Below are 23,347 nucleotides of genomic sequence, written 5' to 3'. Positions count from 1 at the left end.
TTATTTTAAATTGTAGCTATAAGTAGCATTTACAAATTCTTCTATTGAGGTTACACCATTAATCACTAGCTCTTTACAACTCTCCATAAACGAACTTGACTTTTTTTCATTGCAATATTTCCAAAGCTCATCACTTATTCCACTTTTTGCTATAATAGATTTATGATTACTATCTAATTTTAATAATTCATATATCACAGTTCTCCCTTTATATCCAGTCTCATTGCACTTATTACATCCTAAAGCACTATATGTTTTTTCTCCGCCCTTAAATCCTAAACGCTTAGATTGCTCATAAGTAATCTCATATTCAATTTTACAATAAGGGCATAATTTTCTTACTAATCTCTGAGCTACTACCACGACTAATGAATCTGCAACCAAATATGATGGAATACCCATATCTATCAGCCTAGATATTGAAGTATTTGCATTATTCGTGTGTAGCGTTGATAAAACTAAATGTCCCGTTATTGATGCCCTCACAGCTATTTGTGCTGTTTCTTCATCTCGTATTTCTCCAATCATTATTACATCTGGATCTTGCCTTAATACACTTCTGAGCCCATTTGAGAAAGTAAGACCCGCTTTATTATTTACATTTACTTGATTAATTCTAGGCATATTATATTCTATAGGATCCTCTATAGTAATAATATTTTTGCTTTTACTATTGATTTCATTTAGTAGCGCATATAATGTTGTTGATTTCCCGCTTCCTGTAGGTCCCGCTACCACTATCATTCCATGAGAAAGTTTTAATGTATCCCTTAAGATCATAACTTTATCGGGGCTAAATCCTAATGAGTCCAAATCAATGAATCTTTCCACTTTGTATAAAACCCTTATAACTAGTTTTTCTCCATACATTGTTGGCAACGAGGACACTCTGAAATCGTAGTCTACTCCATCTATATTTTCAGTTATCTTGCCATCTAACGGGATTAACTTAGTGGCTATATCCATATTTGCCATTATTTTTACCCTTGTGCATAAGGATTTATATACATTACTAGGAATTTGGTTTATTTCATTTAGTATGCCATCTACTCTCATGCGAATTATAGTGAAATTCTTAAAAGGCTCCAGATGAATATCACTAGCTTCTTCATTTACAGCCTGTTTTAGTAAGGATTTTGTTATCCTTATAACAGGTGCGTTTTCAATAGAAAATGTTGAATTACCATCTTCATTTTTTTGCTTGGCTTCTAGCATATATTCTTGTTTCATTTCTTCAACTGCAACATCGACAATTTGTTTTCCATAACAATTTTCGATAGCATCCGAGATTTGGCTAGCTCGGGCAAAGAATATTTTAATCTTTTTATTCGTTATAAATTTTAGTTCATCAAGAACTTTTATTTCGAAGGGATTTGAAAAAGCCACATATACTTCATTGTTCTTATCATAAAAAGGTATTAAACAATATCTTTTTGCTATTTCTTTTGAAACTAGATTAAATGCTTTATTCCTTGTACAAATAGATTCTATATCAACATATGGTATGCTAAAATCATTCTCTACTATTGAAATAAGAGCATTTAAATCTATCTTTATGTCATACAGTATTATTTGTTCTTCACTACAATTTTTCTTAAGTGAAATCTCCTTTACCTCTTTATAACTCTCTGTGGTAATTAGGTTTTTGTCTAATAATAACTTTAGTAAATTTTTTTTCATGTTATTTTACCTTTCCTTAATGTGTAAAATTTATAAAGCGCATCATGTTTGTAATCATTGTCACTTTTGGAAATTATATTCACTTTTTAAAAAACAAATACAATAAAAAAACAACTGCGCTATTAGTAAATAGACAGTTGTATGCAAATTAATTTAGAAAAAATTTTCCGTCGAATGTAATTTCTGCAGGCCCTTCCATTAGAACCTCTTCTTTAACAATCTCTATATTAAGTAATCCACCTGGAACCTGTACCGATACTTTTTTCTCTATATACCCTAATCTATTGGCTGCTACCACTGATGCACAACTACCCGTGCCACAGGCGAGAGTTGGCCCTGCACCTCTTTCCCAAGTTTTAACCTTTATCATGTTTTTAGCTACTATTTCACAAAAGTTTACATTTGTTTTTTCAGGAAATAAACCGTAATTCTCAATTAATTTCCCTTCCTCTACCTTATAATCTTCATGTTTCCCAAAAACAATAGTATGTGGTACACCCATAAGCAATGACGTAATATAGTACTCCTTATTGTTAATCTCTAACTTTTTATTAACTATTTCTCCCTCTTCTAAAGCTGGAATACTTTTAGTGTTAAAATTATATTTTCCCATATTTATAATTACACTTTCAGCAACTCCATCTTTAATGCGTATACTTGCGAGCTTTACACCATCACCAGTTTCAATTTTTATATTCTCGCCTTGCACATATTTTTTTTCCCAAATATATTTGGCAAAGCATCTTATGCCATTACCACACATAGACGCATATGAACCATCAGCATTAATAATTATCATTTGTATATCTGCAATATTACTTTTTCTAACCATTAAAATACCATCAGCACCTATTCCAAAATGCCTATCACAAAGTTTACTAGCTAACTGCTCTAAATTGTCATATTTACCCTCAAAATCTTCAATAACAATAAAATCATTTCCCGTTCCTTGCATTTTTGTAAACTTTATAATTTCCATATAACTCCTCCTCTTTGCTATCCGCATACCATGACTTTTCAATAATTTTCTTTAATGGTATACTATTAATAGTAATACATCTTAATAATAGTATATTATATAATATATTATTTACAAAGCATAAATATAAATTTATGCTGATTTAACTACATTTCAGAAGGAAAGGATGATATATATGGCATTAGATGGAATTTATTTATCTAGCCTCGTTGAGGAAATAAAAGATATAATCATAGATTGTAGAGTTGATAAAGTAACCCAACCAGAAAAAGATGAAATTATATTAAGTTTCAAAAAAAATAGAAAAGTCTATAAGTTATTAATAAGTTCAAGTTCCAATTATCCTAGAATTCATTTTACAGACTTTAATAAGCAAAACCCAATACAGGCGCCTAAATTTTGCATGGTTCTAAGAAAATATTTAAATACTGCCACAGTTTTAGATGTAAGACAACTAAATTCAGATAGATTACTAGTTATTGACTTTAAAAGCAGCGATGAATTAGGATTTGATAGTGTATACTCATTAATAGTTGAAATAATGGGCAGGCACAGTAATATTAGCCTAGTTCGTACCCGTGATAATTTAATTATGGATAGCATTAAGCATGTTAGTTCAGACGTCAACAGTTATCGTGTTTTATACACTGGTGTAGAATATATATACCCTCCCGCTTCCACAAAACTAAATCCTTTTAATTTTGAGTATGATGAATTCTATAAATATCTAATAGATAAAAACATACCATTCGCCGAAAAGTTTTTCACTGGTGCTTTTACAGGAATAAGCTCCAACTTATCATCAGAACTTGTTTATAGGTACTACGAGGAAAATATTGTTTTTGATTTAGATCACGCTAAAAACATTTATGATTTCACTATAAGCATCTTTAAAAACATGCATGATAATATTTTTTTAGCGGCCTATGCTATGAATGATAAACTAAAAGATTTCCATTGTATAAAACTTACTTCATTAAAAGATTGTGATTTTGAAGAATTTGAATCACCATCTATGTTAATAGAGACTTTTTATTTTAGAAAAGATAAACATGATAGATTAAATTCTAAAAGCTCAAACCTTCAAAAAATAGTTAATAACAATATTAATCGTTGTGATAAAAAAGTGAAAATACTAAACGCGACCTTAAATGACTGTAAAACTAAGGGCACCTATAAATTACATGGTGAACTCTTAACTGCAAATATACACTCCCTTAAAAAGGGTGACAAAGTTGCTAATCTTTTAAATTATTACAGTGAAGATGGTGAGTACATTAAAATAAAACTTGATGAAAACAAAACTCCATCGCAGAATGTTCAATACTATTATAAAAAATATAATAAATTTAAGATAGCAGAAGAAATGGGCCTAATTCAAATGACTCTCACTGAAAACGAGTTAAAATATCTTCATTCTGTACTCACCAACATACTAAATGTAGAAAATTATAATGGAATTGAAGATATTAAAAATGAATTAATAGAAACTGACTATATTACATTAAAAAAACACAGTAAAGGTAAAAATAAAAAGGCAAAGCCGACCAAACCTATGCACTTCATCTCAAGTGAAGGCATTGATATTTATGTTGGTAGAAATAATATTCAAAATGATTTTTTAACTTTAAAACTTGCCAACAAAAACGATATGTGGCTTCACACAAAGGATATACCTGGTTCTCATGTTATTATTAAAAACATTGGTGATATACCTGAAACCACCCTACTCGAGGCTGGAAACTTATCAGCATTTTATAGTAAATCCCAAAATTCCTCTAGTGTACCTGTTGATTATACCCAGGTGAGAAATGTAAAGAAACCTTCTGGTTCAAAACCTGGTATGGTTATTTACTCAACAAATAAAACTATGTATATAACCCCTATAGAAAGTACTTTAGAAAGAGTTGAATAAATAAATAAAGTATATATTACGCGTATTGCAATACGATTAATGCATTCGCTTCTCTAAGAACTACTAATTTTAGTTGTACTGAAAATCCAACCCCTTATATTGGTAAAACAGAATATATATCGTGGGGTTTTCTGCTTTTCTGACCTGAATATTTTTGTATCATAGTATCCTTTTATTTAAACTAAATTTTTATAAAATAACTTACTTTTAAAAAGGTTCCTATAATGTCCAGTGTAGGAACTTTTTTGAGCTCAGTTTACTATATCGATCTAAAATACTCAACAAAATGCTTTTAATATACCTAGGTTCACTTTCCAAAATAAAAACCGGAACTTCTAATTTAAAGATTGCTTTAGCTATTACCATATTTAGAAATTGAGTTTTCAGTACAGGACAGTCATGTTTTTCATCTCCCTATTGAGGATTAGTTTGTAACTGTGCTTGTATAGGTAAATTTTCTTTTAGAATAGTAATAACTTTATCGTAATCACTCTTTTTAAAATGAAATGTCTGCTCCATAAACTCACCTGCTAACTTAACCTTTATATCCTTTGAACTAATTACCATAACTTTTTCAATTTCATTCCATGAAATACTCTCTTTACATCTATTCATTGATATGAAGCCTTTTGAGTTAATTCCTTCTTTAATCCACATGCTTACAAACATAAAAATAGCTAGTACCCCTGTTACATAATGAACCCAGGTATTAGCATAAAAATATATAATACCAATGAAAATAATCACACCAAATAATACAGTAATAATTTCTACATACCCTTTTCTTGTTGGCACCATTAATGCTTTCATATCTCTTAACTGTTTTAAAATAATCACAATAAAAAATAATGGAATAATAATATTAATAATACTCATAAAAACTCTCTCCTTCGCAAATAATTTTAGTTGTTAATACTTGATATATTTTTTATTTAAGTCTAATACCATAAAATAACATTTTATGGTGTGTTTTGTTCCGTATTCAACATTAAATCATCGTTAAATCCAGCATTTTTTTGAAATTATATAACTACTTTTCTGATCCATTCAACGAACTTTAAGTCAAAAGATAAGACAAGTGATATATGTATATATCACTTGTCTTATCTTCATTTAGAAATTCTTCTTTTGCTAATATAAAATTCTCGTGAACCTGACAATAAATGGAGTGCGAACGTCAGAAAATTTTATATTCGCAAAAGATTAGAATTTATTGATTGAATTTCACGTTTTGAGTCTTATTTCAAGGCACGTAGGAGAATTTCCATACGGCTACACTCTTAGTCTTCCTTTTTTTTCCTAGGTATCTCTTTTATATATTGATAATAATAACATAGTAATCTTCCATTATATAATTTCCTATTTTTATCTGCTTTCTTTCCAAAGTCCCTCTGAAACTCACGGTTAGCTGTTATAACAAAGCAAGACCATTCATTTAAGCTTGAATACATTTCTCCAAGATCAACATGCAGTCTTTTTACTTCTTCTGCTTCACCTAATCTTTCTCCATATGGTGGGTTTGTTATTATAACTCCATATTTCTGCCTAGACGCAAAACTTTGCATTGGTATTTTTTGAAATTTTATAAAATCCTTGACTCCTGCTTTCTCTGCATTGTCAATTGCTGTCTTTAATAGTCTTCCATCAATATCAGAAGCTAGTATTTCAACTTCATTAGGACTTACAGTTTTTCTTGCACCTTCCCTAACTTGCGTCCAAATATCACTCTCTATATTAGGCCAAGTTTCACTTACAAATTTTCTATTTATCCCTGGGGCAATATTTTTAGCTATAAGAGCTGCTTCTATTGCAATTGTTCCCGAACCACAAAGCGGGTCAGCTAAAACTCTTGAGCTATCCCATTTACTTATTAACACAAGGGCTGCAGCTAAAGTTTCTTTTAGTGGTGCGTCACCAGCATATTCTCTATATCCTCTCTTATGTAATCCCGCACCCGAAGTATCTACTGATAAAGTTACTACGTCTCTTAAGATTGCAACCTCTATCTTATACTCAGGTCCTTCTTCTGAAAACCACTCTTTATCATATTTTTTCTTCATAGACTCAACTACCGCTTTTTTTACTATGCCTTGACAATCTGGCACACTGTGGAGTTGTGATTTTACAGATTTGCCTACGATATGCATATTGCCGTCTTCTGGTATTAGATTACCCCAATCGACTGCGAGTGTTCCTTGAAATAAGTCTTCAAAAGACAATGCCTTAAATTCAGCCATCTTTATAAAAAGTCTTTCTGCTGTTCTTAGCCAAGTATTGCATATAGCAATATCCATTTCATCCCCTTCAAAGGTTACCCTTCCATTTTCAACCTTTAAATCTTCGTATCCAAGTGCCTTTAGTTCCTTTGCTGTAACCGCTTCTATTCCAAAAGTAGTAGTGGCAATTAAAGTATACATCATATATTATCTCTCCCATTTCTTCTTACGTTATTTCTCGTATCTCTCTTATATTATAATATCTCTATTTGTTAGTATTGTCTAGAATTTTTAAATTAAGCACATTGAAATAAAAGTGTCTGAACTACTCTGGCACTTTTGTTTGAAAACCTTATTAGTTATCTCCTGACTTACTATTTTCAGGTAAAACTAAGTTCAATATTATACCCACTAAAGTTGCTAAAGCCACTCCTGCAATTTCTACCTCTGCCCCTGCTAATGGAACCTTAATACCGCCTCCGCCAATACCTAAAACTATTATCACTGAAGCAATAATCAGATTTCTCTTTTTACTAAAATCAACTTTATCTTCTACAAAAATTCTAAAACCAGAGGATGCAATTATTCCAAATAACATTACACTAACTCCCCCAATTACAGGTAGTGGAATATTTCCTATTACCGCAGATACTGGTCCTATGAATGATAATATAATTGCGATGATAGCGGCTCCTCCAATTACCCAAACACTATAAACCTTTGTGATTGCCATAACTCCTATGTTTTCACCATAAGTCGTATTAGGAGGACCACCTACAAACCCAGCAAATATGGTAGCAACACCGTCTCCAAGGATTGATCTATGAAGCCCCGGATCTTTTGCGAAGTCTTTTCCGCAAACATTACTTGTAACATATACATGACCGATATGTTCAGCGAGTGTTACGAAAGACACTGGGGCAATAAGCATAATAGCATTTATGTTAAAGGAAGGCATAACAAAACTTGGTAATGTAATAAATTTTGCAGACCATATTTCCTTTAAAACTTCACTCGGAATTACTCCTAAAAATACAGAAAGTGTATATCCTACTACCATTGCAATCAAAATTGGTACTACCCCGAAAAATCCTTTAAAATACATAGTACCCATTATTGCTATGACAAGTGTTGCCATTGATATAAATACCCATGTACCTCTAGATACACCTTCAAGTGCTGGGGTTGTAAATGATGCATTAAGACCCGACCAATCTATTGCTACGCTAGCTAAGCTAAGTCCTATTACAATTACAACGGAACCTACCACAACTGGGGGCAGTACTCTATCTAGCCATTTGGTTCCTGCAAGTTTAATAATTAAAGCTACAATTACATATACAAACCCTGCTGCAATAATGCCCGACAACATAGAACTTTGTCCATATAACTTTGTTGCAACTGACATCGGTCCTATAAATGCAAAAGATGATCCTACATATGCTGGAAGCCTAGCTTTTGTACATAAAATATACAATAGTGTTCCCACACCACTGCAAAATAGCGCAATTGATGGGCTAAGACCTGTTAACATTGGTACAAGTATAGTCGCACCCACCATAGCAAATAAGTGTTGGCAACTTAATGGGATAGTCTTTATTAAAGGTAATTTTTCATCAACATCTACAAAATTTTTCATTTAGTTCCCCTTTTAGTCTCGCTAGACTATATTAAACGATTATTTATCTTCTTCGAAGCTATTTATCTTCTTCGAAGCTATGCATCTTCTTCGAAGCTACAGTTCAAATATGCTTACTGAATCTTTCCCATCAATTTCTAAAAGTTCAACAGAAATAATTTCTTTACCTGAAGTAGGTATATTTTTTCCTACATAATCTGCCCTAATAGGTAGTTCTCTATGTCCTCTATCTACTAAAACAGCTAATTGTATCATTTGAGGTCTACCTTTATCTATTATGGCATCAATAGCAGCTCTTGCAGTTCTTCCAGTATACAGAACATCATCTACTAAAATGATTTTTTTACCTATTACATCTATTTCCAAGTCTACATTATTTAATACTGGCTGATTGTCTATTGATGTAAGATCGTCTCTATATAAAGTAATGTCGACACTGCTTACTGGAATTTTAATTTCCTCAAACTGTTCTATTAAAAGGGCAATTCTTTCTGCAATTGGTACTCCTCGTCTTTTAATTCCTACAAGCATAATGTTTTCTGTTCCTTTGTTTTTTTCAATAATTTCATGTGCTACTCTTGTCAATGTTCTTTTTATGGCTTTTTCATCTAACAGCACTGATTTAAATTCCATAACCTAGCCTCCTACTTAATAGTATTATTTCTTTTAATGAGCTTAATATAAAAAAGCCTTCACCAAAAGGTAAAGGCATACTATACTTAAATAATAGTATTACTATCTTTATCCTTATGATCTCTCTGGAACATTTAAAGGGATAAATATTATATTAATAACACAATACACCTGACATGTGGTATTGTATTTCCACCATAATATCACATGTTATGCGCTATTTCAACTATTTTTCAACTTAGTAATCAGTTTTTCAAAATAACTTGGAAGGGGTGAAATAAATTCCATGTATTCATTAGTACTTGGGTGTATAAATCCAAGTTTTTTCGCATGAAGAGCTTGCCCTTTTAAATTAAAGCTCTGCTTTTTATAACCATATATCAAATCGCCAACTAAAGGATGTCCTATCCTTGCCATATGTACTCTTATTTGATGCGTTCGCCCTGTCTCTAAGTTACATTCTACTAATGTATTACTATCAAATCTTTCTATTACTTTAAAATGGGTAACAGCCTTCTTACCACTTTCAACTACTGCCATTTTTATCCTATCTTTAGGGTGTCTTCCGATCGGTTCATCTATTGTGCCTACATCACTTTTAATTATACCTTCTACAAGAGCTAAATAACTTCTTGTCATTGAATGATCTTTAAGTTGTGCGGCAAGAGAATTATGGGCGTTATCATTTTTAGCTACCACTAATGCTCCAGATGTGTCCTTATCAATCCTATGAACTATCCCTGGTCTAAGCACACCATTGATGCCTGATAGATCTGTGCAATGATTTAAGAGTGCATTAACCAAGGTACCACTATAATTGCCTGGTGCAGGGTGAACAACCATATCCTGTGGTTTATTAATCACAATTACGTCACTATCTTCATATAAAACGTCCAAGTGTATTTCTTCGGCTTTTACGTCTAACTCTACGGGATCTGGAATACCTAATGTAATTAATTCATCTAGTTTTAATTTATAATTACTTTTTCTGCATTTTTCATTAACAGCCGCATTTTCACCTTCAATTATTCCTTGAATATACGCTCTAGATTTATTTTCAAACTTACTAGAAACAAAAACATCTAATCTTGTACCAACTGAACTTTCATCAACTTTAAACTCATATCTGTCCATTTATACCTCTTCCTTTACTATAGAAATTGCCAAAATCGCGGTTCCCACAACTACTAACATATCAGCTATGTTAAATGTTGGGAAGTAATATACCTCTTTATAATGAATTAAAATAAAGTCTACTACATATTTATAAAATACCCTATCATATAAATTTCCTAGTGCTCCACTTATAATAAAAGCAAAGCTTATCCTTAAAAATTTCGATTTTGGCTTGTACTTAATAATATAATATATCATACCTGATATAATAAGTAACGTGACTAAAGCTAACAATATCAATTTATTTTGCAAAATCCCAAAAGCCGCTCCTCTATTCTCTAAATATTCAAATTTAAAAAAGTCTTTAATTAATACAACTCCATTTTTTTCTCTCAAAGAACTTAGTGCCCAAACTTTGGCTAATCTGTCCAATATAAGCCCTAAGAAAATAATTAATGCCTCCATACCCTTCCTCCTATTTAATATAAAAAAGAAAAGTACATATTGCTACAAATGTAGTTTTAAACTAAAATTTCTTTGCAATATATACTTTTTTAGTCTGCCTAAATTAATCTGGTAACTGATTTTTATATTGCTCATTGCTTATTTTCTCTATAGGTTCAACATAACCGTCGTCGTCATCATCATAAAACTCAGATATATTTTCTAATTTATTAAAACGTTCTACTGTTTGGTAAGTATCTTCAGCATCAATACCTACTTCACCGCTATTACTGTATCTAAAGGGTATCCCAAGTACATCTTCCTCAACGCATCTATTGTTTTGTTCTGCTGGCTTGTTATTATCTATGGATTTTTGACATAACACACAGTTTTCTGCGTATGGTGTAAATTCTAACCGTTCGTCACTTATATCGGTGCCACAACTCTTGCATTTACCATAGGTATGATTTTCAATGCTTTTTAAAGCATCTTCAATTTTTTTGATAGTTGACATCTCATTTCCCTTAAGTGCGAGCCCCTTTTCCTTATCAAATAATTCAGATGCAGTATCAGATGGGTGATTGTCATAAAAAGACAACTCAGTTGCCATCTCACTGTTAGAATCTATAACACCATTTTGTTTCATTTGATTAATAATATCAAGGACCCGCACCTGTTCACTTATTAATTTTTCTTTAAAATATTGTATTTTATTCTTTTCCATGATAACAACTCCTCTAGTTTTAATATAGTCGTAATATTAAACAAATAAAACTTCTATATGCTTATGTTTTCTCATGGAAAGAATTTTATTACACTTATTTAATAATAATTAATTTTTTTTAAATAAGTTTCAACATATTATTTAAAATGTTTGTAGAATTCTCCACAGCAATATCTTTAAATTCATCATACTCCATATGAGCCCCATTACTTGCATTGTCCGATATCGATCTAATAACAATAAATGGAATCTCATTTAAAAAGCACACCTGAGCAATACTTGCTCCTTCCATTTCACAAGCCAAACATTCAAATTCAGAATTAAGCCAATTTATTTTAGAAGCTTCTGCAATAAATTGATCTCCTGATACAATTCTTCCAGTAAAATACTTATGTCCTTTTATATCCTTACATGCTTCTTTCGCATATTGAATTAGTGTCTTATCACATTTGAAATCAAAAGTATCTAATCTTGGAATCTGTCCCTTTTTTTCACCGAATGCAGACACATCCATATCATGTTGTACTAAATTTTCACCTATTACAACATCCCCCGGATATATATTATCGACAGTCCCACCTGCAATACCAACATTTATAATATAATCCACATTAAAATCATCAATTAATATTTGAGTACACACCGCAGCATTTACTTTGCCAATACCACTAGTAACTATAACTACATTTTTACTATGTATAACACCAAGCCTAAATTCCATTCCGGCCTTCACATCTTTTCTTTTAAAATCCATATCCCTAACTAAAAATTCAACTTCTTCTTTCATTGCTCCAATAATACCTATATTCATTTTTCTATTCCTCCTTAAAATATCTAGTGTAGTACACGCTACACTCATTCGATTTAGCAGTTTTGTTACATAAAAAATCTCACCCAGTGAGTGAGATTTCTATGTTTTACCCTTTTGCAAAAAAGGTTTTTATTTCTTCTATATCATTGCTATTAAACTCTTTTTCGTCAATGTTTTTGAGTGTTACATCAGAATATTTTAACGAAACATCTGTTTCACTATCGCTTATATTATCATTATTTTCATAAACTTCATTACCCAAATTGTAATTTCTAAAATAGTCATTTTCTAAGCCTTCAAACATCTCAAATTGACAATTCATAAAATTTCTAAATTTCGTTCTAAACTTTGCAAATTCTTGCTTAGTTATTTCATATTCATCATTTATCTTAAGTACATCATTATGAGCCTTATCTATCAATCTTTGAGAAGAGTCATTTGCATTTTTAATAACCAATTCCGCTTCCTTTTGAGCGCAAAACTTTGCTTGTTCTGCTGCATTTTGAGCTAATACTAATGTATTTTGAATTGTAGATTCTATTTTAACATGATGCTCTAATTTTTCTTCTAAAAAGTTCTTTTTTTCTTTTAAAGTTGAATTCTCTTTATACATAATTTCATATTCTTCAGATACCTTATCTAAAAATTCATCGACTTCATCAGCATTATATCCCCTTAAGCCTTTTTTAAACTCTTTATTGTTAATATCCATAGATGTTATTCTCATCTTGCTCCCCCTCAACTAAATATATTGCTTTATTGCAACTTTTAAACGATCCTTTTGAGTGACTCCTCTAATATCTGCAATTTTTAGCTTTCCATATCCCCTAATTGTTAAAGTATCATTGCTTTTGATAACCTTATCTTTTTTTAAACACTGAAAGTAATTCACTAATATTTTACCTGAAGATATTAGTGCAACTGAATTATTTCTTGAAATATTACATATAGCTGAAACCATACTATCAAGGCGAAGTGACGTAGATATAATGATTTTTTCTTGGAATTTTCTCTCTGGAAGGCCCTGTAATTTATAATCATATTCACTAACTTCACATGGACAATTTCCTATATTATTCAAACTATTAATTATGTAATTACTAATGTCACTAGTAACTGGTGCATAACATATTGCATCTTGAATTATTAAGTCACCTAGTTTTTCTCGATTAATTCCTAGAGACATTATTGCACCTAAATAATCCTTATGCTCTAATTTGTTAAATTTGGATTTGTTGATTATTTTCAATAAATCTATAGGATATTCTTCAGGTTCTCCGCCAACTGAAAATGATAACATTCTCCTGTCAGCCTCTTTAAATATACCATTAGTGAATGCTTTTGTTTTATAATTTTCGCATATAGCGGAAGTTTGATTCCATATAGCTGGAGTTATAAAATCATTAGTAAATATGATTTTATTTGTCTTTTCAGCTATTTGCATTTTATTAAATATATTAGAAATTAAATTTTTATCATCACAATCTATACCATTAAGAAATTCCTTTTTTTCCATTTAAATCCTACCTCACTAAATTATTCACAGTATAATGTACACAATTTTTCTTAAAATCATCAAAGTAATAAGTGCAATTATTGGTGAAAAATCTACCATTGTATTACTAAAATATTTCTCTTGAACTTTTCTACCTGGCTCTAATAGAGGTCCAGTGATTTTATGTAATAATTCTATATATTGGTTTGACCTCCCCCTATAAACCCAAGACAAACCCACTTCTATTATAATTGCATACTCTAACACATTAAAAATCATTCCAATTAATCTATACAAGTTTTATAACCTCCTGAACTTCTCAAATGGTAACAACAATTATTCATTGCTCCCCTTAAAATGTTTTCATTCTATTTATTCCAATTAAAAATTCCTTTTGAGCTTAGTTCATTTTTCAATGCATTATCAACTTCTACATTAGAAGGAGACATTATATACACTCCTTTTTCTACTTGCTGAAGCTCACCACTTAAAGCGTAGCATACTCCTCCAACAAAATCTAATAATCTTTGACCAGTTTTAGCTTCTAATCCATTAGTGTTAACTACTACGATTTTTCTAGCTTTTAAATTATCGCTTATGGTAGTTGCTTCATCAAAATCATCTGGTTTTATGATAACTACTTTTGTAGATGTCGAGGTATGAATATTTACTACCTTACTTTGCTTTTTGTTTGCATTCATCAATGATTCAATATCCACATTTTCCTCTTCATTCTCCATTTCTTGAACTTCATCCTCTTCTTCCTCTGCCATACCTAAAAACCCCATAACCTTATTCATTACTTTACTTGACATTTTTATACCTCCAGTTTCTTGTAATCTCGTTTACCAAATATTTTCTCACCAAGTCTTATCATATTAGCGCCTTGTTCTAACGCAATTTGAAAATCTTTACTCATACCTAATGATAGGATTTCCATGGAAACATTTTTATATTTAAAAGTTTTTAGATCATCAAATATAGTTTTCATCTGGGTAAAGTATCCTCTAGAACTTTCATCGTTACCGATAGGAATTGTAGCCATTAGTCCTTTAATTTTGACATTTTTACATTCTTCACACACTTTTATTATAGAACTTACTTCTTCAACAGCTATACCTGTCTTTGCAGCTTCTTTTCCTATATTAATCTGAATTAAAACCCTGGCAATTTCGTTTTTAGAAGCATAACGCTTTTCAATTTCTTGCAATAAATGTACGCTATCTAAAGAATGAATAAGATAAACTTTTCCAACTATATATTTCACCTTATTTGTCTGTAAATGTCCTATAAAGTGCCATCTAGCATCAATGTCTAAGCTATCATATTTTCCAATTAATTCTTGTACTTTATTCTCTCCAAAATCTCTAGCCCCAGATGTGTATGCTTCTTTTATTTCATCAATTTGTCTAGTCTTAGAAACGCATATTAGTGTTACATTTTCTGGAATCTCGCTTTTTATTTTGTTATAAGCTTCCCCAATAGTCAACTATCCGTCCCCTCCTTAATAATCTTTCTGACATAAAACAATTATTAATTGTCATCTCCTATTTCTACTTATTTCTTCATTAAACATAAAATTCCTTCATTTTTTTATAAATTAATATTATTTTTAATTATACCAATTTATTTTTTTGTGGGATTCATATAATTATATTTAAAATAGCCCGTATATGCCGCTATTTCTACATTATCCGTCTTAAGAATATTAACTTTAACATTTCTAGTCTTCAATAATGTCATATAGGTTTGGTCTAGCGTTAAATAATTATACAACACATCTTTATTCCCTATGGCATTGATATAAAATGGGCTTACTATCTTAACCCCATGTAAATTGATATAAGGCCCACCGCAAAATCCATAATTATCATAAATAATCCTTTCTCCATTAACAGAAATTGCTTCTGCCCCTGCATTTTTGAGGTCATTTATCACTTGAATAACATCATTATCATGAATTAACTGATCACTATTAACATAATTATCAGCATCATCTAATATAATTTCAATTCCAGGACCTTCAACGTCAGTCTTCCCTAAGAATATATTATTATTACTAACTTCATCTTGAATAACTTTAGTAATTTCAGCTTTTTTTTCATCGCTACTATCATATTTTTCGAGCTTTGAATAAGTTTTATAATATTCTTCTTTTAAATTGCTTAATTCAGAATACAATTTAGTTCTCTCATTGTAGGCTACATCATACTGTTTTACATCTAAAACAGTATTTTTCCCCTCAAATCCGATATTCATAGCAATAAGAAGTCCTAGGATTATTGAAGCAATAAAAACAAAAACGGTAGCTTCATTATTTTTCATTTAATCACCTCATTAATGAGATTTTGTTTTATCTATTAAAAGCCGCCTAATAATCGCAAAATTTTCAAATATTCTTCCGCCAAATACTATAACTGCAGCTAAATAAATTGGAATTCCTAATTTATCGCCTAGATAGACCATCGCTACAGCTAACACTGCATTTCCAAAAAACCCTGATATAAAAATATCGGCTCTAAAATTATGTGAAATTGAACCTCTTAATGCACCAAAAACTGAATCTAAACACGCAAAAATTGCTACAGAAATATACGGAGAAAATCCAACTGGAATATCAACATTCCACACAACTCCTAATATAATTCCTATTAATAACCCTACGAAAGCAACCATTTAATCACCTCTACTTCTTTTCTACTGGTCTTGCATACTCGAATTTATATACTTTGTTATATTTAGAAATCACAACTTTATCTACTGTATTAGTAGTTACATCACACGCACTACTCAAGAATTGTGAGATTGTTCCTGGGAATTTTATAGCGCCTTCTAATCTAGTTTTATCTCCAATTGCTTTAATAGTGACCCTTTTACTATAAGAAATCCTTTCATCATTTATAATAATTGCATTTCCAGCATTTCTTATTCCACTCCTGGTAGTTAACCTAATATCATTAATAGAAATCGCTTCAGCACCTACTGAATTTAACTCATTTACTATATGAGCTAAATCCACATCGTTTATCGCCTGCTGATTTTCAGTGTTACTACCAAAAATGTCACTCTTAGGATCTATATAAACTATAATACCTTGACCTTCTACTTCGATTTGTCCAGTAAGAATTCTTGTTTCTTCCAATTCTTTATATAGTAACTCACTTTTTTCATTATCTCCCATGTTCGTCTTTTCATATTTTGCCGTTTTAGCATCTAAATCATCTATCTTTTTCTGCATAACTTCTTTGCTTATTTTAAGTTGTTCGTTTTCAGTTATAATTTCTGGTGTATTCTTATTGGTATCTACTACTGCTGCTGAATTTTGTTTTCCTATCATTTTAAATTGGTAAGAGATCATAAATCCTAATAATACACATACTATACCAATAGATATTTGGGATCTAAACTTCTTCATAGACTTCCTCCTTGCTACTCTCCGGGGGAGATAAATATTGTTATTTTTTACCCTTTTGTTCTATAAAAACAACTGGATTGCTTTTTGAACTAACATCTACATATCCCTTTGCACTCTTATATTGAGGTTGTGTAATAATATTTATCGACTTATTAAATTTGTTTTTCAAGTCTTCGCTTGTACCAAATTTAATACACATTTCCCCAGCATAAACCTTGATATCCAATACATTGCTTACATCTACCATTGTTATAATATTATTGCCTTTATTCTTTCTATAATCATTAATAATATTTGTTATTTCCACTGCAATATTTATTTTCCTATCATCCTTTGGCGCAATTAAATTGCCCACTTCACACTTTTCAAAATCGAATCCAATTAAATTCACTAAGTTCATATCTTTAACGTTCGACCTTTTTTCAAGCAAAATACCTTTGTTATCTAGAATATAATAAGCGTTGTTTAATTTACCATAAAACACAGCTACTCTTTCCTCTATTTCTATTACAATCTTATTAGGAAGGTCTTTCCTAACTTTTACACCTACTATATACGGATTTTTCATGATTTGTTGCTTGCTATCGTTGAAACTTTCAGAAAAAATATTACCCCCTAAGTGAATACTCGCCGTATCATTGATTTCGACTTTAGAAGCATTCATATTTCCTACAATTTCAATAGTTTTAACGTTAAAATAAGGTAATTTAATGCATAATGTAATTAATGTAGATATCATAATTATTACTAGTAACATTAAATACTTTACTTTTTTTTTGCTTTTTCTTCTATGTAATAATTTTTCTTTATTTTTTATAATATAATTTCCTCTTTTAAGATTATTACTCTTTTTTGTCATTCACTTCCTCGCATTCAATAATATATATTTTTTTACAAATTAGCTTATTAAAATACAACACACTAAATTTGTAGATTATACCGAATAACCAAGTTTATTTACATAAATGTGGTCTAAAATTTGTCTCTATTATATAATAACACTTAACTTAATTATTTACATCTCAATTTCAATGTATTTATCAGTATTTAAAAAAAATTAATATTTTGCAATATTAAGCATAGAAAAAGGCATGCACATATGCATGCCTTTTATTCTAATTTTTATTTACAGTTTGCCTTGACACATTTAAAAGTATTCCCATTGCAAACATATTGAAAAGCAGAGCTGAACCTCCATAACTTATAAAAGGTAGCGGCACACCTGTTACTGGCATTGACCCAGTAACTACTGCTATATTAATAATTGCTTGAACAGCTATAACAGATGTAATCCCTATAGCTAAAATAGTACCATACATATCTTTCGCTGTAACTGCTATTTTAATACCACGCCATACAAAAATAATGAATAATAAAATTATAAAACCGCATCCGATTAGCCCTAATTCTTCTCCAATTATTGCGAAAATAAAATCCGTATGTGGTTCGGGTATATATAAACATTTTTGCCTTGATTGTCCAATTCCTGAACCAGTAAATCCTCCTGACCCAAGTGCAAGTAATGATTGAACTAATTGATACCCCTTACCTTGGCTATCATCAAAAGGGTTTCTAAAATTCATAACCCTAGCCAATCTATATGGTTCAAAAATTGCTAGAGCAACAACCGCAGCTACTAGAGATGACCCTATAGCAAAAAGATGTTGAAATCTTGCCCCTACTGCAAATAAAATAATTACAGTAACGATCATTATAATAGCTGCTATACTTAAGTTTGGCTCCAACAAAATTAAACCTGCATAAAAGCCCGAAACTAATAGGTATGGAAGTACCCCTTTAACGAATTCTTTGACTTTTTCCCCTTTTAAATCTAAGCTTTTAGCCATATATAATACTATAGCATATTTTGCAACTTCTGATGGTTGAAATTTTGCAAATCCTAATGGAATCCACCGTCTAGAGAAATTTATGGGTGAGAATGCAAATACAGCAAGTAAAGATATTGCAGTAAATATCATAATAATTCCAGTGTATTTTTTTATAATATGATAATCAGTTTTAATAGCTGTAACCATAAAAACACAGCCAATGCATGCCCACATAAATTGCTTTTTAAAAAACAATTCTGGATCGTTAGATTTAAAAGCCGCATAATATGAGCTAGAACTATAAACCATTACCACTCCGATTGCCACAAGAAGCATTATGGTTGCAAATAATACAAAATCTATTTGCCCCATTTTAACCTTGTATTTTTTCATACTATATCCTCCTTACGTCACTAATAGGAAAAGGATAGAAATCCAATTAAACAAAAAATCACTGTTACAATGGAGAATACTGCAACAACCTTAGTTTCGTGCCATCCGCTTAATTCAAAATGGTGATGAATTGGAGACATTTTAAATACTCTCTTACCTGTAGCCTTAAATACTGAAACTTGAATAATAACAGATAGAGTCTCTATAACATATACGCCACCTACAATTGCAACTAAAAAAGGTGATTTTAGTATCATACCAACTGCAGCTACTGCGCCACCAAGTGCAAGTGCTCCCATATCTCCCATAAAAATTTGTGCTTTATAAGAATTGTATTTTAAGAACCCTAATAATGCACCCGCAAGCGCAGCACAGAATATCGCAAGAGTCGTATGAAACATCATATTACTAACCAATGCAAAGAATGTCATAACTACTATTGTAACTGAGGTAGCTAGACCATCTAATCCATCTGTTAAATTAACTGCGTTTGTGGTTGCTGCAAAATATACAATAATAAAAGGCACATACCAAACACCCAATTTTATAACTCTATCAGAAAATGGTAACATTATATCCGTTCCTATTTTAAGTGAAGAGTAATAACCAATTAAACCTGATACTACAACCAAAAGTAACATCTTTTGTTTAGATGTAAGTCCTTCATTTTGTTTACGTATTATTTTTAACAAATCATCAATAAGTCCTATTAATCCAAATGCTATAAAACAATACACTGCAATCCTAGCTTCAGCGCTTGTATGTCTAACAAGGATTAACATTGTAATTATTGTAGAAATCATAAATATTATGCCACCCATAGTAGGTGTCCCTGCTTTTTTCAGATGACTTTTAGGTCCTTCTGCTCTTATATTTTGACCAAATTTAAGCTTATGTAACATAGGGATTATTAATGGCCCTAGTATAATTGATAGGAAAAATGCAATTAAAACCGAATAAATAATTAAGCTCATTTTTCTATCACCTCTTTAGCATTTATATTCGTATGTGAATCTAGATTCACAAACGAATGTAAATTCGTTAGTTTGCTAACTATGCTCTCAAATTTCATATATCTTGAAGCTTTAACTAAAACAACATCATTTTGATTGATCATTCCATCCAAAAAGGAAACTACCTCATTATAGGTTTGAAAACTTCTATATTTATCTATATCGTTAAATCCTTCTTTATATGCTTCGTTAAACTCACCTAAAGTAATTAATAAATCAATATTTTTACGTTTTGCATATTCTCCGACTTGTTTATGTGCCTGCGTGGCACTATTTCCGAGTTCCCTCATAGTACCAAGAATCGCAATTTTATAATTCCCACTAATATCGCAAAGCACATCAATTGCGGCCATCATTGAATCTGGGCTAGCATTATAGCAGTCATTAATTATAGTAAACTTTTTACCTTTTGTTATATCTAAACGCATAGACGTAGCTTCTAACTTTTTAAACCCTTGAGCAATTTCATTATAACTCATGTCCATTGCCCTTGCACAAGCTACTGCTAGCATTGAATTTAGTATATTATGCCGTCCTGGTATATTCACCTCAATAATATTATCTATTAAATTTTTCTTGTCCATTATGCGAAATGTTATTTTATTTTCTTCTACATTTAAATCGCATGCTTTTAAATCAGCTTCAGAATCAATTCCTGTTCTTATAAGTCTATAATTTGCCGTGTTCACATCTTCTAATAAATCATTATCTGAATTTACAATTAAAATACTGTCTTTACTAAAAAAATCTGTTATCTCCATTTTAGCTTTTAATATATTTTCTCTAGTTTTAAGATTTTCAATGTGAGACATTCCAATGTTAGTAATAATAGCAATACTCGGTTTTGAAGTCTCACATAAGTTATGAATTTCTCCAAAATCACTCATACCCATTTCGAGGACTGCAACATCATAACTTTTATCTAACTTAAATATCATCATAGGTAACCCTATTTCATTATTAAAATTGCCCAAAGTTTTAAAAACTTTGAATTTTGCGCCAAGAACTGCTGCAACCAAATCCTTTGTGGACGTTTTGCCTGTAGATCCGGTAATTCCTACTACTTTTAAATCTAGCTTATTTATATAAAATTTTGCAAGATTAAGTAGTGCTTTTCTAGTATCCACCACCTTAATTACAGCTGTTTTCTTATTAAGCAGCGCTTTATCAAACTTCATTTCATCAATTATGCAAATTGAAGCTCCTTTTTTGCTAGCCTCAACGATAAAATCATTAGCATTAAAATTTTCACCCTTTAATGCGATAAAAATATCCTTCTCTTTTATAGTTCTTGTATCTATGCAAACATTATTATATAATGTATTCTCGCCTTGATGCAAGGCGCTTTCACCTTTAACTACTATTTTACCCCCAGTTGCCTCTAATATCTCGTCAAAACTAATATATTCCATCTAAAATAGCTCCTTTATTATCTCTGAGACAACTTCTCGCTCATCAAAATGTATAGTTTTTTCTTTCAAAACTTGATAGTCTTCATGCCCTTTTCCTGCGATAACAATTATATCACCGCATCTTGCAATTTCAATTGCTCGTTTTATAGCCGCGCGCCTATTCTCTATAATTTCGAAATTATGTTTTTCAATACCGAATGCTACATCATTAATTATTTGCATAGGATCTTCAGTTCTTGGATTATCTGAAGTTATTAATGAAAAATCGCTTAGCTGAGTTCCAATTTTGCCCATTATAGCTCTTTTGGCTTTATCTCTATCTCCACCACAACCAAAAACGCTTATAAGTTTACCCTTTGTAAATTCCCTGACAGTTTTTAGTATATTTTCTAATGCATCTGGCGTATGTGCATAATCTAAAATTATTTCAAATCCCAACTTATGGTTATTGTAAGCAAGTTCACAACGCCCAGGCACTTGAATCTTTTGTAGAGCTAGTTTAATTTTAGCTAGGTCCACTCCCTGATTTAAGCAAACTGCTATAGACCCAAGCGCATTATATATATTGTAATTTCCTGGTATACTCAATTCTATTTCAAAAGAGTTTCCTTTGTACTCTAATGTAAATTCACTTCCCCTTGAATGCATTTTTATATCACTTGCCATAATATCTGCATTGCCATTTAATCCATAGCTTAATTTGCTACTTTTAATTAAACTATAGACTTTTGCTCCATATATATCATCAATGTTAATTACAGCGCTTTTACTTAACTCAAATAACTTTAATTTTGCATTAAAATAATTTTCAAAGGTTTTATGGAAATCTAAATGATCCTGAGTTAAATTTGTAAAAATACTTTCGCAAAACTCTATTCCATATACTCTATCTAAACTTAAAGAGTGCGAAGACACCTCCATAACACAATAATCCACACCCGACTCCACCATTTCCTTGAAAAGTTCATGTAATTCAAGTGATTCAGGAGTAGTCCTCTCTGTATGAATTTTCTTTTCTCCAATATAATTTGCTATAGTTCCAATAAGTCCAACTTTGTATCCTTGCTGTTCCAAAATAGCTTTAATCATAAAAGCTGAAGTTGTTTTTCCATTAGTACCTGTAACTCCTATCATTTTCATGTTACGACTTGGATTTTCATAGTAATTAGCTGCACTTATGGCCAATGCTTTTCTGCTATCTTCTACTCTAATCACCACACAGTTTAAATGCTCTTCTATATTTTTCTGGCACACAACAGCAACTGCTCCATTGTTAATTGCATTTTGTATATATTTATGACCATCAAGATTATACCCTTCTACAGCGAAAAACACATCCCCTTCTTTAATTTTTCTTGAATCATATTGAATTCCCTTTATATCAATATCAATGTTACCCTGGATTAAATTGAAATTAATATTCTCCATAATTTTTTCAAAATTCATATTACCACTCCTTTAAATCATCACATAAAATATGCTTAACAAAAAAAATATCTATTCCCCTTTTACATGGCAAATCCGACAGCTCAGAATTGCTGAGTCCTGTCGGTTTTATTTTCATGTGCCTATCACCTAATTATACACTATATTTAATGACATTTCAGAAGTAAAATCACGCTTTTCTAAAAGT

The 23,347-nt window shown here is 30.9% G+C and carries 24 protein-coding genes; 1 reads left to right on the top strand and 23 read right to left on the bottom strand.

Annotated elements, in window-relative coordinates; genetic code table 11:
* Both ACWJJ2_RS01505 and dapF read right to left on the bottom strand, forming a co-directional pair.
* Positions 1 to 1,680 (bottom strand): GspE/PulE family protein, encoded by a 1,680-nt coding sequence (locus ACWJJ2_RS01505; protein ID WP_462953746.1) that lies wholly within the window; start codon positions 1,678 to 1,680, stop codon positions 1 to 3.
* Between the two features lie 148 nt (positions 1,681 to 1,828).
* On the bottom strand, positions 1,829 to 2,650 hold the full coding sequence (dapF, locus tag ACWJJ2_RS01500) for a diaminopimelate epimerase (protein ID WP_220286024.1): 822 nt from the start codon (positions 2,648 to 2,650) through the stop codon (positions 1,829 to 1,831).
* 184 nt (positions 2,651 to 2,834) lie between these two features.
* On the opposite strand from dapF, the gene ACWJJ2_RS01495 reads away from it, so the two are divergent.
* Positions 2,835 to 4,574, top strand: coding sequence for an Rqc2 family fibronectin-binding protein (locus tag ACWJJ2_RS01495; protein WP_220285928.1), 1,740 nt, complete (start codon positions 2,835 to 2,837; stop codon positions 4,572 to 4,574).
* Positions 4,575 to 4,988: 414 nt separating this feature from the next.
* On the opposite strand, the gene ACWJJ2_RS01490 is transcribed toward ACWJJ2_RS01495, so the two are convergent.
* From ACWJJ2_RS01490 to ACWJJ2_RS01390, 21 genes are all read right to left on the bottom strand, one after another.
* Positions 4,989 to 5,450 carry a hypothetical protein gene (locus tag ACWJJ2_RS01490; protein WP_216302489.1) on the bottom strand — a complete coding sequence of 154 codons (462 nt, stop codon included), beginning with the start codon at positions 5,448 to 5,450 and terminating at the stop codon, positions 4,989 to 4,991.
* A gap of 404 nt (positions 5,451 to 5,854) precedes the next feature.
* Positions 5,855 to 6,994, bottom strand: coding sequence for a THUMP domain-containing class I SAM-dependent RNA methyltransferase (locus ACWJJ2_RS01485; protein WP_216302488.1), 1,140 nt, complete (start codon positions 6,992 to 6,994; stop codon positions 5,855 to 5,857).
* Positions 6,995 to 7,145: 151 nt separating this feature from the next.
* Positions 7,146 to 8,429 carry a uracil permease gene (gene uraA / locus ACWJJ2_RS01480; protein WP_220285929.1) on the bottom strand — a complete coding sequence of 428 codons (1,284 nt, stop codon included), beginning with the start codon at positions 8,427 to 8,429 and terminating at the stop codon, positions 7,146 to 7,148.
* Between the two features lie 96 nt (positions 8,430 to 8,525).
* Positions 8,526 to 9,062 (bottom strand): bifunctional pyr operon transcriptional regulator/uracil phosphoribosyltransferase PyrR, encoded by a 537-nt coding sequence (pyrR, locus tag ACWJJ2_RS01475; RefSeq protein ID WP_220285930.1) that lies wholly within the window; start codon positions 9,060 to 9,062, stop codon positions 8,526 to 8,528.
* 222 nt (positions 9,063 to 9,284) lie between these two features.
* Positions 9,285 to 10,196, bottom strand: a complete 912-nt coding sequence (locus tag ACWJJ2_RS01470) for an RluA family pseudouridine synthase (RefSeq protein WP_216302485.1) — start codon at positions 10,194 to 10,196, stop codon at positions 9,285 to 9,287.
* A complete protein-coding gene (lspA, locus tag ACWJJ2_RS01465; RefSeq protein ID WP_216302484.1) occupies positions 10,197 to 10,643 on the bottom strand; it encodes a signal peptidase II in 447 nt (148 codons plus the stop codon). It lies immediately after the preceding gene.
* A gap of 103 nt (positions 10,644 to 10,746) precedes the next feature.
* Complete coding sequence (locus ACWJJ2_RS01460; protein WP_216302483.1) at positions 10,747 to 11,346, bottom strand: TraR/DksA C4-type zinc finger protein; 600 nt, start codon at positions 11,344 to 11,346, stop codon at positions 10,747 to 10,749.
* 118 nt (positions 11,347 to 11,464) lie between these two features.
* Positions 11,465 to 12,157 (bottom strand): 5'-methylthioadenosine/adenosylhomocysteine nucleosidase, encoded by a 693-nt coding sequence (locus ACWJJ2_RS01455; protein WP_165412104.1) that lies wholly within the window; start codon positions 12,155 to 12,157, stop codon positions 11,465 to 11,467.
* A gap of 106 nt (positions 12,158 to 12,263) precedes the next feature.
* A complete protein-coding gene (locus ACWJJ2_RS01450) occupies positions 12,264 to 12,884 on the bottom strand; it encodes a DivIVA domain-containing protein (protein ID WP_165412105.1) in 621 nt (206 codons plus the stop codon).
* Between the two features lie 15 nt (positions 12,885 to 12,899).
* Entirely contained in the window at positions 12,900 to 13,673 is a 774-nt protein-coding gene (locus tag ACWJJ2_RS01445) for a YlmH family RNA-binding protein (protein ID WP_462953745.1), read from the bottom strand.
* Positions 13,674 to 13,697: 24 nt separating this feature from the next.
* Positions 13,698 to 13,949 carry a YggT family protein gene (locus ACWJJ2_RS01440; RefSeq protein ID WP_462953744.1) on the bottom strand — a complete coding sequence of 84 codons (252 nt, stop codon included), beginning with the start codon at positions 13,947 to 13,949 and terminating at the stop codon, positions 13,698 to 13,700.
* Between the two features lie 71 nt (positions 13,950 to 14,020).
* Positions 14,021 to 14,467: a cell division protein SepF gene (locus ACWJJ2_RS01435; RefSeq protein WP_165412107.1), complete on the bottom strand. Its 447-nt coding sequence runs from the start codon at positions 14,465 to 14,467 to the stop codon at positions 14,021 to 14,023.
* Between the two features lie 2 nt (positions 14,468 to 14,469).
* Positions 14,470 to 15,141 (bottom strand): YggS family pyridoxal phosphate-dependent enzyme, encoded by a 672-nt coding sequence (locus ACWJJ2_RS01430; RefSeq protein WP_462953743.1) that lies wholly within the window; start codon positions 15,139 to 15,141, stop codon positions 14,470 to 14,472.
* A gap of 137 nt (positions 15,142 to 15,278) precedes the next feature.
* Positions 15,279 to 15,977 (bottom strand): DUF881 domain-containing protein, encoded by a 699-nt coding sequence (locus ACWJJ2_RS01425; protein ID WP_462953742.1) that lies wholly within the window; start codon positions 15,975 to 15,977, stop codon positions 15,279 to 15,281.
* Between the two features lie 12 nt (positions 15,978 to 15,989).
* Complete coding sequence (locus tag ACWJJ2_RS01420; RefSeq protein ID WP_165412109.1) at positions 15,990 to 16,328, bottom strand: small basic family protein; 339 nt, start codon at positions 16,326 to 16,328, stop codon at positions 15,990 to 15,992.
* 10 nt (positions 16,329 to 16,338) lie between these two features.
* Positions 16,339 to 17,067 carry a DUF881 domain-containing protein gene (locus ACWJJ2_RS01415; RefSeq protein ID WP_216302479.1) on the bottom strand — a complete coding sequence of 243 codons (729 nt, stop codon included), beginning with the start codon at positions 17,065 to 17,067 and terminating at the stop codon, positions 16,339 to 16,341.
* A gap of 40 nt (positions 17,068 to 17,107) precedes the next feature.
* On the bottom strand, positions 17,108 to 17,926 hold the full coding sequence (locus ACWJJ2_RS01410; RefSeq protein WP_216302478.1) for a cell division protein FtsQ/DivIB: 819 nt from the start codon (positions 17,924 to 17,926) through the stop codon (positions 17,108 to 17,110).
* Between the two features lie 256 nt (positions 17,927 to 18,182).
* Positions 18,183 to 19,289: a stage V sporulation protein E gene (spoVE, locus tag ACWJJ2_RS01405; protein WP_165412112.1), complete on the bottom strand. Its 1,107-nt coding sequence runs from the start codon at positions 19,287 to 19,289 to the stop codon at positions 18,183 to 18,185.
* A gap of 20 nt (positions 19,290 to 19,309) precedes the next feature.
* Positions 19,310 to 20,263, bottom strand: coding sequence for a phospho-N-acetylmuramoyl-pentapeptide-transferase (gene mraY, locus ACWJJ2_RS01400; RefSeq protein WP_220285936.1), 954 nt, complete (start codon positions 20,261 to 20,263; stop codon positions 19,310 to 19,312).
* Entirely contained in the window at positions 20,260 to 21,714 is a 1,455-nt protein-coding gene (locus tag ACWJJ2_RS01395) for a UDP-N-acetylmuramoyl-tripeptide--D-alanyl-D-alanine ligase (RefSeq protein ID WP_462953741.1), read from the bottom strand. Before ACWJJ2_RS01395 ends, mraY begins: the two co-directional genes overlap by 4 nt.
* Complete coding sequence (locus ACWJJ2_RS01390; protein WP_462953740.1) at positions 21,715 to 23,160, bottom strand: UDP-N-acetylmuramoyl-L-alanyl-D-glutamate--2,6-diaminopimelate ligase; 1,446 nt, start codon at positions 23,158 to 23,160, stop codon at positions 21,715 to 21,717.
* Between the last annotated feature and the right edge of the window lie 187 nt (positions 23,161 to 23,347).

This window comes from Clostridium sp. CM039 (genome assembly GCF_055081075.1).
The sequence above is the reverse complement of the archived record's forward strand: the minus strand, read 5'-3'. Positions and strand labels throughout refer to the sequence as shown.

What these genes read in the sequence shown, in the direction of transcription:
- ACWJJ2_RS01490 (WP_216302489.1), bottom strand. Translation starts at nt 5,450, where the DNA reads ATGAGTATTATTAATATTATTATTCCATTATTTTTTATTGTGATTATT.
- ACWJJ2_RS01470 (WP_216302485.1), bottom strand. Translation starts at nt 10,196, where the DNA reads ATGGACAGATATGAGTTTAAAGTTGATGAAAGTTCAGTTGGTACAAGA.
- ACWJJ2_RS01415 (WP_216302479.1), bottom strand. Translation starts at nt 17,067, where the DNA reads ATGAAGAAGTTTAGATCCCAAATATCTATTGGTATAGTATGTGTATTA.
- ACWJJ2_RS01410 (WP_216302478.1), bottom strand. Translation starts at nt 17,926, where the DNA reads ATGACAAAAAAGAGTAATAATCTTAAAAGAGGAAATTATATTATAAAA.
- ACWJJ2_RS01445 (WP_462953745.1), bottom strand. Translation starts at nt 13,673, where the DNA reads ATGGAAAAAAAGGAATTTCTTAATGGTATAGATTGTGATGATAAAAAT.
- lspA (WP_216302484.1), bottom strand. Translation starts at nt 10,643, where the DNA reads ATGGAGGCATTAATTATTTTCTTAGGGCTTATATTGGACAGATTAGCC.
- ACWJJ2_RS01395 (WP_462953741.1), bottom strand. Translation starts at nt 21,714, where the DNA reads ATGGAATATATTAGTTTTGACGAGATATTAGAGGCAACTGGGGGTAAA.
- uraA (WP_220285929.1), bottom strand. Translation starts at nt 8,429, where the DNA reads ATGAAAAATTTTGTAGATGTTGATGAAAAATTACCTTTAATAAAGACT.
- ACWJJ2_RS01505 (WP_462953746.1), bottom strand. Translation starts at nt 1,680, where the DNA reads ATGAAAAAAAATTTACTAAAGTTATTATTAGACAAAAACCTAATTACC.
- mraY (WP_220285936.1), bottom strand. Translation starts at nt 20,263, where the DNA reads ATGAGCTTAATTATTTATTCGGTTTTAATTGCATTTTTCCTATCAATT.
- pyrR (WP_220285930.1), bottom strand. Translation starts at nt 9,062, where the DNA reads ATGGAATTTAAATCAGTGCTGTTAGATGAAAAAGCCATAAAAAGAACA.
- ACWJJ2_RS01460 (WP_216302483.1), bottom strand. Translation starts at nt 11,346, where the DNA reads ATGGAAAAGAATAAAATACAATATTTTAAAGAAAAATTAATAAGTGAA.
- ACWJJ2_RS01450 (WP_165412105.1), bottom strand. Translation starts at nt 12,884, where the DNA reads ATGAGAATAACATCTATGGATATTAACAATAAAGAGTTTAAAAAAGGC.
- ACWJJ2_RS01455 (WP_165412104.1), bottom strand. Translation starts at nt 12,157, where the DNA reads ATGAATATAGGTATTATTGGAGCAATGAAAGAAGAAGTTGAATTTTTA.
- ACWJJ2_RS01435 (WP_165412107.1), bottom strand. Translation starts at nt 14,467, where the DNA reads ATGTCAAGTAAAGTAATGAATAAGGTTATGGGGTTTTTAGGTATGGCA.
- ACWJJ2_RS01420 (WP_165412109.1), bottom strand. Translation starts at nt 16,328, where the DNA reads ATGGTTGCTTTCGTAGGGTTATTAATAGGAATTATATTAGGAGTTGTG.
- spoVE (WP_165412112.1), bottom strand. Translation starts at nt 19,289, where the DNA reads ATGAAAAAATACAAGGTTAAAATGGGGCAAATAGATTTTGTATTATTT.
- ACWJJ2_RS01495 (WP_220285928.1), top strand. Translation starts at nt 2,835, where the DNA reads ATGGCATTAGATGGAATTTATTTATCTAGCCTCGTTGAGGAAATAAAA.
- ACWJJ2_RS01485 (WP_216302488.1), bottom strand. Translation starts at nt 6,994, where the DNA reads ATGATGTATACTTTAATTGCCACTACTACTTTTGGAATAGAAGCGGTT.
- ACWJJ2_RS01390 (WP_462953740.1), bottom strand. Translation starts at nt 23,160, where the DNA reads ATGAATTTTGAAAAAATTATGGAGAATATTAATTTCAATTTAATCCAG.
- ACWJJ2_RS01425 (WP_462953742.1), bottom strand. Translation starts at nt 15,977, where the DNA reads ATGAAAAATAATGAAGCTACCGTTTTTGTTTTTATTGCTTCAATAATC.